Raw genomic sequence first — 9,122 nt, 5'->3', positions numbered from 1 at the left:
CATTAATGCTCAAGACTCAAAAGATATAAATTCAAAAAAATTAGAAATACCAGTTTGTTGTCATGAAAATTTTTCAATGGACATTAAAAGATTGGAAGAAATATTAAAATTAAGTAGAGAAAAAATTTTAGAGAATTTTTTAAATAAGGAATATTTTTGTTACATGACAGGGTTTATTGCTGGCATGCCTTTTCTCGGTGACTTAGATGAGAATATGCGAGCTCAACGTTTAGAAACCCCAAGAGTAAAAGTGCCCAAGGGATCTGTTGCATTAACTGAGCAATTTGCAAACATTTATACATTTGAAAGTCCAGGTGGATGGAATATTTTGGGAAATACTCCTTTAGAATTGTTTAAAAAAGAAAAATATGAAGATGCACGTTTTCTATTTGAGAGAAACATTGTTTTTTAATCCAAAAGATGCAAACTCATATTTATATTTAGCAAAAATTTATAACCAAGAAGAAAATCAAAGAAAAGAAGAATACAATTTAGAAACGACACTTTTAATTGAGCCTGATAACGAAGAAGCTTTATTAATGTTAATGAAAATTGCTTTAGAAAAATCTAATTATGAAAAAGTTAAAGATCTTTCAGGTAAGTTTGTAAAAGTTTGTAAAAATTTATGTGATGAAAACAAAGATATTCAAGAGTCATTAAAAAATATAGAACCTGAAAATAATGAGTCTTGATCAAAATCTTAACAAAATCTTAATAATGGATTTTGGTTCTCAATTTACTCAACTAATTGCAAGAAGAGTAAGAGAATTAGGTGTGTTTTCAGAAATAGTTAGTCACAAAAAAATAAAACTAAAAGACATAAATCACAGTATTAAAGGAATAGTATTATCTGGCGGCCCATTAAATGTTTATCAAATAAATAAATATTCATTTGATAAAAAAATTTTACAACTTGATGTACCAGTTCTTGGAATATGTTTTGGGCATCAAATTTTATCAAAACTTAACGGTGGAAGGGTAAAACAATCAAAACATAGAGAATTTGGTTTAGCTAATGTTTATAAAAAGAATAACAGTCTTTTAACAACTAATTTTTTTGGAAACAAAAAATCTAAACAAGTTTGGATGAGCCATGCTGATCAAGTTTCAAAACTTCCTAAAAATTTTAAAGTTGTAGCATCAAGCACTAATTCAAAATTTGCAATTGTTGAAAATAAAATAAAAAAATATTATGGAGTACAATTTCATCCTGAAGTAACGCATACAGAGAATGGAAAAAAATTAATTAGTAATTTTATTTTTTCAATTTGTAAAATTAAAAGGAATTGGTCATCTAAGGATCAAAAAAATCAACTTATTAAAGATGTCAGAAAAAAAGTTGGAAATAACAAAGTTATTTGTGCATTATCAGGAGGTGTAGATAGTAGTGTAGTTGCTCAATTACTGAATAAAGCTATTGGTAAAAAACTTTATTGTATTTTTGTAAACACAGGCCTTTTAAGAAAAAATGAAGAAGCACAGGTAGTTCAAACTTTTAAGAAGCGTTTAAAAATGAATTTAATTTATGTAAATGCTGAAAAAGAATTCTTAAAAAAATTAAAAAATGTTTCTGATCCAGAAAAAAAAAGAAAAATAATTGGTAATTTATTTATCAAAATCTTCGAACGATATGCCAAGAAAATTAAAAATGTTAAATTTTTAGCTCAGGGCACTCTTTATCCAGATTTAATTGAGAGCAAATCTGTTACTGGAAGTCAAACTTCTAAAATTAAATCACATCATAATGTCGGTGGCTTACCCAAAAAAATGAATTTAAAATTAGTAGAACCACTAAAATTCTTATTTAAAGATGAGGTAAGAAAATTAGGATTAGAGTTAAATTTAAGTAAAGAAATTATTTCAAGACACCCTTTTCCTGGACCAGGCTTAGCTATTCGAATGCCAGGCATAATAACTAATGAAAAAATTAAAATTTTAAAAGATGCTGATTATTACTTTATTCAAGCTTTAAAAGATCACGGTCTTTATCATAAGATTTGGCAAGCTTATGCGGCATTACTTCCAGTAAAAACAGTGGGTGTTATGGGAGACAATCGTACTTATGAATACTTATGTTTATTAAGAGCAATTACATCTGAAGATGGAATGACAGCTGACTATTATGAATTTAAAAAGTCTTTTATGCAAACTATATCAAATAAAATAGTTAACAGTATAAGGGGTATAAACAGAGTAGTGTATGATGTCACTTCAAAACCACCTAGCACTATTGAATTAGAATAGTTTTTAATTATAAATTAACATTATGAAATATTTACACACAATGATTAGAGTTAAAGACGTGGATGAGTCTCTAAGATTTTTCTGCGAAGGACTTGGTTTAAAAGAAACAAGAAGAATGGAAAATGAAAAAGGTAGATTTACATTAATTTTTCTTGCAGCACCAAATGATGAAAAAGCAGAAATAGAATTAACATATAATTGGGATGGTGATGAGCTTGGAGAAGGTTCAAGAAATTTTGGTCATCTTGCCTATAGAGTAGATAATATTTATGAAACTTGCCAAAGATTAATGGATATGGGTTATACTATTAATAGACCTCCAAGAGATGGCCATATGGCTTTTGTTAGATCACCAGACAAAATTTCAATTGAAATTCTTCAAGAAGGAAATTTAGAACCCAAAGAGCCTTGGGCCTCAATGGAGAATACTGGTACCTGGTAATATTTTTCTAATGTGGATTGCTAAGTTTAACAAACCATATAAGGAAAAAATTAAAAAATTAACTTTTAATTTTGCAGATATTAAGAAAGGTGAAACGATGCTAGTTTCATCCCCAAGTTCAATAGCAAAATATATTCATAAAATTCCTAAAGGTAAAAAAAAGACAGTTATTGAAATGAGAGAAGCTTTAGCTAAAAAAGCCAAAGCTAACAAAACGTGCCCAGTATCAACAGGGATTTTTTTAAGGATTGCTATAGAGGCATCATTAGAGGAACAAATTAAAAATAAAACTAAAAAACCAAAACTTCCTTTTTGGAGAATTATTGACGAAAAATCTCCTATTGTAAAGAAACTATCTATATCTAAAAAGCTTCTGAAAGCTTATAAGAACCAAGAATTTATAAATGAGTAAAATTAAAAAATTTATTGCAAAAAAAAATAAGTCAAAAATAGTTAGTCTAACTGCCTATTCAAAAAATATTGCTTCTATATTGGATAATTATTGTGATTTAATTTTAGTAGGAGACTCACTTGGTTCGGTTTTATACAATTATAAATCTACAAGAGAAGTAAATTTGAGCACTATGATTGAACATTCTAAAAGTGTGAGAATGGGTATAAAAAAAAGTTTAATGATTGTTGATATGCCACATAATACCTATCGAACTCCCAAAGAGGCTTTAAAAAATGCAAAACAAATAATGAAAAAAACTAAATGTAATGGAGTAAAATTGGAAGGAGGAAAAAAAATTTATGAGACAATTAAAACTTTAGTTAAAAATAAAATTCCAGTTATGGGCCATTTAGGGCTACTTCCTCAGTCAGATAAAACTTTTAAATTTAAAGGCAAAAAAAAGCTAGAAAGAGATAACATTCTAAGAGACTCAAAATTGTTAGAAAAAGCCGGAGTATTTTCTATTGTTTTAGAATGTGTTGAAACTTCTTTAGCAAAACTTGTTACTCAAAATATTAAAGTGCCAACAATAGGGATTGGAGCTTCTAAATATTGCGATGGACAAATATTAGTTTTTGATGATTTAATTGGCCTAAATCCAATGAATTATAAGTTTGTAAAAAAATATGCAAATATTAGAAAAGATATTTCTAAAGCTGTTTTTAATTATTCAAAAGAAGTTAGAAAAATTAAATTTCCTAATAAAAAAAATTCTTTTTAGTTAAAAGTATTTTTTAAATTCTTCATTAATTTTTAGTATTTCAAGATCAACTAACCCACCAATTACTAATTGTAGACCTACGATTAAGATAAATATTAAACCAACATAAGCTATCCAGATATGTCTTTGGATATAATTAGCCATATATGTAGCTAAAGCACCAGTCAAAACAACTGATAACATAAGACCAAATATCATAAATCCAAAATATCCTTTTGCTGCCGCAACTACACCAATGACATTATCAAAACTAATCATGATATCTGCAAATAATACTTTTCCAATGCTGCTAATGTATGAAGGCTCTTTTCCTTTTTTAGTAGTAGGTTTTACTTTTTTAATGTCTAGTAAATCTTTCCTTAAATCATTTACAATCCAAATTAATAATAAACCACCTAAAATTTTTATAAAATAAAATTCAAATAAAAAAGTCGCAAAAATTGCAAAAAAGATTTTAAAAACAAATGCTCCAATTACACCCCAAAGAATTATTTGTTTTCTATTTTTTGGAACAAAATTTGAAGCTATAGATCCGACTATAACCGCGTTATCTGCCGTTAATATAATTGTGATAAAAATTATATTGGTTAAAATTATGAGCTCTTCAATCAAGATAGCATTATAATAGTATAATCTGACAATTTTTCAATGAGACCATAATGATAATTTTATTGATTTAATCTCTGAGAGATAATTAAATGTTTATTTTAAAAAGGAGGATAGATGAAATTATTCAAATTATTTATATCTATAATTACTTCAGTATTGTTATTTGCAAACGTTTCTTTAGCTGAAAAATGGGATATGGCACTGGCTTATGGTGCTGGAAACTTTCATTCTGCTAATGCAACAGAATTTGCAAAGAATGTAACTGAAAAAAGTGGTGGAAAACTTACAATTGTTACTCACCCAGGTGGTTCATTATTTAAAGGTGGTGAAATTTTCAGAGCTGTAAGAACAGGTCAAGCACCTATTGGTGAAAGATTTATGTCTGCTCTTGGAAAAGAAGATCCTTTATATGAAATTGACTCATTACCTTTCTTAGCAACTACTTATGATGATGCTATGAAATTATATGAAGCTTCAAAGCCATATATTGTTAAGAGTCTTGACGAAAAAGGATTGGTATTTCTTTATGCAGTACCATGGCCTGCTCAAGGACTTTACAGTAAAAAGCAAATTAAAAAAGTTGGTGATCTAAATGGATTAAAATTTAGAGCATACAACTCTGCAACAATTAGAATTGCGGAGTTAACAGGAATGGCGCCAACTAAAATTGAAGCAGCTGAAATTAGCCAAGCATTTTCTACAGGTGCCGTTGAAAGTATGATTACTTCTCCTACAACTGGAAAAAATAGCAAGATTTGGGAAAATGGTGTTAAATATTTTTATGATATAGCAGCATGGTTTCCAAAAAATATGATCATAGCTAATAAAGCCGCTTGGAATAAACTTGATAAAGCAACTCAAGATCTTGTCATGAACCAAGCAGCAATTGCTGAAGAAAAGGGTTGGGAATTATCTAAACAAGGTAATACTGGAGACAAGAAAGCTTTAGCAGATGCTGGAATGGAAGTAGGCGAAGTTAATTCAGCTTTGAAAAAACATTTTGAAAAAGTTGGAGCAACAATGTCTGAAGAATGGAAAGCAAAAGCTGGAGATAGAGGTGCTGCAGTTTTATCTGCTTACAAATAAATAGTCTTAAAAAAAAGGCCAACTTGTAGTAAGTTGGCCTTTTTACTAAATGTTTCAATCAATAAATAATAATCTAAATAAACTTTACAAATTTTCAGGTTATTTAGCTGCTTTTTTTTTAATACTTGTTGCAGTTTTTATTTTAATTGGAATTTCCTCGAGGATTTTTGGTTTTTACATAAGGGGTTTAGCTGAGTACTCAGGCTACTGCATGGCCGCAGCCTCTTTTTATGCTTTGGCTTTTACTTTTGTTGAGGGTGGACATATTCGAATTACTCTTTTCTTAGAAAAAGCCTCTTCATCTTATAAGAGATTTTTAGAAATATGGTGTCTGATTGTAGCAACAATTTTTTCAGGTTATTTGTCTTTTTACTTATGGAAAATGTTATTAATCTCTTATGATTTTCAAGAGAGAAGCGAAGGTGCAGATGAGATCTTAATTTGGATACCTCAAACCAGTGTAGCTATTGGATCTTTAATTCTTTTTATAGCTGTTTTACATAAATTTATTTTAACAATTTTAAATAAGAATGACTGAAATATTTCTCATAATATTTTTTATAAGTGTACTTTTATTCTTTCTTGGATCTGGCATCTGGGTAGCAATAAGCATGATAGGTGTTTCAACAATTGGGATGATGCTATTTACTTCAAGACCAGTTGGAGATGCCATGGCAACTACGATATGGGGAACCTCATCATCATGGACATTAACAGCTTTACCATTGTTTGTTTGGATGGGTGAAATATTATTTAGGACTAAGTTATCAGAAAACTTATTTGCTGGACTATCACCATGGATGCAAAAATTACCTGGTGGATTAATTCATGTAAATGTTGTTGGTTGTGCACTTTTTGCAGCAATTTCTGGCTCTTCTGCTGCAACTGTTGCAACAGTAGGTAAGATGTCTATCCCAGAACTAAGAAAAAGAAAATATCCAGAAAAAATTTTGTTAGGTAGTCTAGCTGGCTCAGGAACCTTAGGGCTTCTTATACCTCCTTCAATAATATTAATAATTTATGGAGTAACTGTTCAAGAGTCTATAGCAAAGCTATTTATTGCAGGAATTATTCCAGGGATAATGATTGCACTTATATTTATGTCTTACGTGATGATTTGGTCTTTAATAAATAAAAAAAGCATGCCAAAGTATGTAGAAAATTTTTCCTTTCTAGAAAAAATAAGAAAATCAAAACAACTATTACCAGTAATTATTTTAATATCAGCTGTGATTGGATCAATTTACACTGGAGTTGCAACAGCAACTGAGGCAGCTTCTTTAGGTGTGGTAGGGGCTTTAATTTTATCTTACTTTCAAAAAAGCTTAACCATTGAAACATTTAAACAATCCTTGTTAGGAGCAACTAAAACATCTTGTATGATTGCTTTTATTTTAGCTGGCTCTACATTTTTATCATTAGCAATGGGATTTACGGGTCTACCAAGAAATCTAGCTATCTGGATACAAAATATGGAGCTATCACCTTATGTATTAATTTTTGTATTAATGATTTTTTATATTATTCTTGGAATGTTTCTTGATGGAATTTCAGCAGTAGTATTAACAATGGCAATTATTGAACCAATGATTAGACAGGCTGGTTTTGATATGATTTGGTTTGGTATATTTTTAGTTATTGTAGTTGAGATGGCTCAAATTACTCCACCTGTAGGATTTAATTTATTTGTTTTACAAGGAATGGCTAACAAAGATATGGGATTTATTGCAAGAAGTGCTTTTCCATTATTTTTATTAATGATACTTGCAGTAATACTCGTTGTTATTTTTCCAGAAATTGCATTATGGATGCCTCAACAAATGGTTCAAAATATTAATTAATATTTTGATTTTTTCGTTCCATCAATAATTTCTTTTAATTCAGTGTACTCTTCACAATTACAACTTTCTAATACTTTTAATCTTTCTTTAGCTAAATCTAATCTATTTGTGACAACATATAATTCACCCAAATATTCATTTATCCCTACATGATTTGGATCAATTTCTAAACCTAAAAGATAATACTTTTCTCCATTTTCAAAATCTCCAAGTTTCCTAGTTGTAAAACCAAGATAGTTTAAAGTATCTGCTTTGAGTGGTTTTTTTTTGTTTGATTTGATTAACAAAGCTTGAGCTTTTTTATATCTTTTATTGGCTTTTTCTATTTTTCCTTTTTTTTCATATTTTTTAGCCGCTTTAATTAAAGTAACAGCCTGAGTATAATCTGATTTTACTTTACTAGTGCTCTCTGATCCTGCGGAATATGAATTTGTTGATAGTAAAACTAAAAACAAAAGTGAATAAAAAGTTTTTTTGATCATATAAATTTTTTCATTTGGTTAAGTGGTTTTAATTGCAGCCCATTTTCTATTAAATTTTCCCTAATTGATTTTGCAGTAGATAATGAACTTTCATTATCCCCATGTATGCACACAGAGTCTATTTCACAAGGTATCTGCTTTCCACTGTGACAATTAAGTGACTGATTTTTAACCATATTTAATACGTGTTTTTTAGCTTCTTCTGGATCAGTAATAAAGATGTTGCAATAAAAAAAACTGGAACAACAATATCATAATTTATATTTATAAAATCGAAGCTTGTAAGACTAAAAATTAATGGAGTTAGAACTAAGATACCTCCTGCTGGAGATGGAACTCCTTCAAAAAAATTATCTCTCCAAGAAGGTGCTTGACCTGTATTTACGTTGAAACGAGCCAAACGTAATGCAACACAAATTACATATATTAAACATAACAACCATCCAAATCTTCCTAATGTATTTAGTTTCCAGAAATACATAATAAATGCTGGGGCTACTCCAAAACTTATCATATCTGTTAAAGAATCTAACTCTTTACCAACTTTTGATGTCCCTTTAATTAATCTTGCTATTCTTCCATCTAATCCATCAATAAGAGCGGCAAACATAATTGCTATAATTGCAAATTCAAATTTTCCATCCAATGCGAATCTGATTGACGACAAACCTATACAAACCCCAATAAGAGTTAGCATGTTAGGTAAAATCACTCTTGCGTTGGTTTTTTTATCTGTAACAATTTTTAAATTGTTTTTTGGCTGTTCCATAAATTAATTTTTAGCCAGCAGTGTTTCTCCTGAAATTGCTGTTTGACCAACTTTAACTAGTGGTTCGTAATTTTCATAATAAACGTCTGCTCTACTACCAAATCTAATCATCCCAATTCTATCACCTTGATTTAATTCCTGATTTTTATTTGATTCACAAACTATTCTTCTTGCAACTAATCCTGCAATTTGAACGACCACAATATCATTTCCATGTTTGTCTTTTATTTTATAATAATTTCTCTCGTTGTCTTCACTTGCTTTATCTAAAGATGCATTTAAAAACTTTCCTGGTTTATATAAAATATCTTCAACAATACCTGAGCATGGTGTTCTGTTAACATGACAATCAAAGACATTCATAAAAATACTAATTTTTTTAAATTTTTTATTTTCTAGTCCAAGTTCTTTTGGACCATCTACCTCTTCAACTTTAATCACTTCTCCATCAGCAGGACTTACAAGATAACTATC

14 protein-coding genes are annotated in these 9,122 nt (G+C 29.2%); 9 read left to right on the top strand and 5 right to left on the bottom strand.

What is annotated here, in order from left to right; all coding sequences use genetic code 11:
- The 6 genes from ACTTBL_RS06695 to panB all read left to right on the top strand — a co-directional run.
- On the top strand, nt 1-412 hold a 412-nt coding region (locus ACTTBL_RS06695; RefSeq protein WP_440644142.1), incomplete at its 5' end, for a carboxyltransferase domain-containing protein.
- On the top strand, nt 402-692 hold the full coding sequence (locus tag ACTTBL_RS06690) for a hypothetical protein (protein WP_440644141.1): 291 nt from the start codon (nt 402-404) through the stop codon (nt 690-692). The genes ACTTBL_RS06695 and ACTTBL_RS06690, both read left to right, overlap by 11 nt.
- Nucleotides 682-2,244 (top strand): glutamine-hydrolyzing GMP synthase, encoded by a 1,563-nt coding sequence (guaA, locus tag ACTTBL_RS06685; RefSeq protein ID WP_440643572.1) that lies wholly within the window; start codon nt 682-684, stop codon nt 2,242-2,244. Before ACTTBL_RS06690 ends, guaA begins: the two co-directional genes overlap by 11 nt.
- 22 nt (nt 2,245-2,266) lie before the next feature.
- Nucleotides 2,267-2,686, top strand: a complete 420-nt coding sequence (locus ACTTBL_RS06680; protein ID WP_075536028.1) for a VOC family protein — start codon at nt 2,267-2,269, stop codon at nt 2,684-2,686.
- A 10-nt stretch (nt 2,687-2,696) separates the two neighbouring features.
- Nucleotides 2,697-3,098 carry a hypothetical protein gene (locus ACTTBL_RS06675; RefSeq protein ID WP_440643571.1) on the top strand — a complete coding sequence of 134 codons (402 nt, stop codon included), beginning with the start codon at nt 2,697-2,699 and terminating at the stop codon, nt 3,096-3,098.
- The gene (gene panB, locus ACTTBL_RS06670; protein ID WP_440643570.1) at nt 3,091-3,861 is read left to right on the top strand and encodes a 3-methyl-2-oxobutanoate hydroxymethyltransferase; all 771 of its coding nucleotides are present in this window, start codon (nt 3,091-3,093) and stop codon (nt 3,859-3,861) included. Before ACTTBL_RS06675 ends, panB begins: the two co-directional genes overlap by 8 nt.
- Here panB and ACTTBL_RS06665 read toward each other — a convergent pair whose 3' ends face one another.
- Entirely contained in the window at nt 3,862-4,473 is a 612-nt protein-coding gene (locus tag ACTTBL_RS06665; RefSeq protein ID WP_440643569.1) for a TerC family protein, read from the bottom strand.
- A 111-nt stretch (nt 4,474-4,584) separates the two neighbouring features.
- On the opposite strand from ACTTBL_RS06665, the gene ACTTBL_RS06660 reads away from it, so the two are divergent.
- From ACTTBL_RS06660 to ACTTBL_RS06650, 3 genes are read left to right on the top strand one after another with little or no spacing between them, the layout of a single operon-like run.
- Entirely contained in the window at nt 4,585-5,556 is a 972-nt protein-coding gene (locus ACTTBL_RS06660) for a TRAP transporter substrate-binding protein (RefSeq protein WP_145597144.1), read from the top strand.
- A gap of 49 nt (nt 5,557-5,605) precedes the next feature.
- The gene (locus ACTTBL_RS06655) at nt 5,606-6,094 is read left to right on the top strand and encodes a TRAP transporter small permease (protein WP_075484649.1); all 489 of its coding nucleotides are present in this window, start codon (nt 5,606-5,608) and stop codon (nt 6,092-6,094) included.
- Complete coding sequence (locus ACTTBL_RS06650; RefSeq protein WP_145597146.1) at nt 6,087-7,397, top strand: TRAP transporter large permease; 1,311 nt, start codon at nt 6,087-6,089, stop codon at nt 7,395-7,397. Before ACTTBL_RS06655 ends, ACTTBL_RS06650 begins: the two co-directional genes overlap by 8 nt.
- Here the strand turns inward: ACTTBL_RS06650 and ACTTBL_RS06645 are convergent.
- The 4 genes from ACTTBL_RS06645 to ACTTBL_RS06630 all read right to left on the bottom strand — a co-directional run.
- Nucleotides 7,394-7,879 (bottom strand): tetratricopeptide repeat protein, encoded by a 486-nt coding sequence (locus tag ACTTBL_RS06645; protein WP_440643568.1) that lies wholly within the window; start codon nt 7,877-7,879, stop codon nt 7,394-7,396. The genes ACTTBL_RS06650 and ACTTBL_RS06645 overlap by 4 nt on opposite strands.
- On the bottom strand, nt 7,876-8,055 hold the full coding sequence (locus tag ACTTBL_RS06640) for a LamB/YcsF family protein (RefSeq protein WP_440644140.1): 180 nt from the start codon (nt 8,053-8,055) through the stop codon (nt 7,876-7,878). The genes ACTTBL_RS06645 and ACTTBL_RS06640 overlap by 4 nt, the downstream gene beginning before the upstream one ends.
- 2 nt (nt 8,056-8,057) lie before the next feature.
- Nucleotides 8,058-8,648, bottom strand: a complete 591-nt coding sequence (pssA, locus tag ACTTBL_RS06635; protein ID WP_440644139.1) for a CDP-diacylglycerol--serine O-phosphatidyltransferase — start codon at nt 8,646-8,648, stop codon at nt 8,058-8,060.
- A gap of 3 nt (nt 8,649-8,651) precedes the next feature.
- On the bottom strand, nt 8,652-9,122 hold a 471-nt coding region (locus ACTTBL_RS06630; RefSeq protein ID WP_440644138.1), incomplete at its 5' end, for a phosphatidylserine decarboxylase.

It is taken from the genome of Candidatus Pelagibacter sp. HIMB123, assembly GCF_052048195.1.
In the GTDB taxonomy this organism is placed as follows: Bacteria; Pseudomonadota; Alphaproteobacteria; order Pelagibacterales; family Pelagibacteraceae; genus Pelagibacter.
This window is presented reverse-complemented; position numbering and strand designations above follow the sequence as displayed.

Excerpts from the sequence above, each read along its gene's own strand:
- guaA (WP_440643572.1), top strand. The coding sequence starts at position 682 with ATGAGTCTTGATCAAAATCTTAACAAAATCTTAATAATGGATTTTGGT.
- ACTTBL_RS06680 (WP_075536028.1), top strand. The coding sequence starts at position 2,267 with ATGAAATATTTACACACAATGATTAGAGTTAAAGACGTGGATGAGTCT.
- ACTTBL_RS06675 (WP_440643571.1), top strand. The coding sequence starts at position 2,697 with ATGTGGATTGCTAAGTTTAACAAACCATATAAGGAAAAAATTAAAAAA.
- panB (WP_440643570.1), top strand. The coding sequence starts at position 3,091 with ATGAGTAAAATTAAAAAATTTATTGCAAAAAAAAATAAGTCAAAAATA.
- ACTTBL_RS06660 (WP_145597144.1), top strand. The coding sequence starts at position 4,585 with ATGAAATTATTCAAATTATTTATATCTATAATTACTTCAGTATTGTTA.
- ACTTBL_RS06655 (WP_075484649.1), top strand. The coding sequence starts at position 5,606 with ATGTTTCAATCAATAAATAATAATCTAAATAAACTTTACAAATTTTCA.
- ACTTBL_RS06650 (WP_145597146.1), top strand. The coding sequence starts at position 6,087 with ATGACTGAAATATTTCTCATAATATTTTTTATAAGTGTACTTTTATTC.
- ACTTBL_RS06645 (WP_440643568.1), bottom strand. The coding sequence starts at position 7,879 with ATGATCAAAAAAACTTTTTATTCACTTTTGTTTTTAGTTTTACTATCA.
- ACTTBL_RS06640 (WP_440644140.1), bottom strand. The coding sequence starts at position 8,055 with ATGGTTAAAAATCAGTCACTTAATTGTCACAGTGGAAAGCAGATACCT.
- pssA (WP_440644139.1), bottom strand. The coding sequence starts at position 8,648 with ATGGAACAGCCAAAAAACAATTTAAAAATTGTTACAGATAAAAAAACC.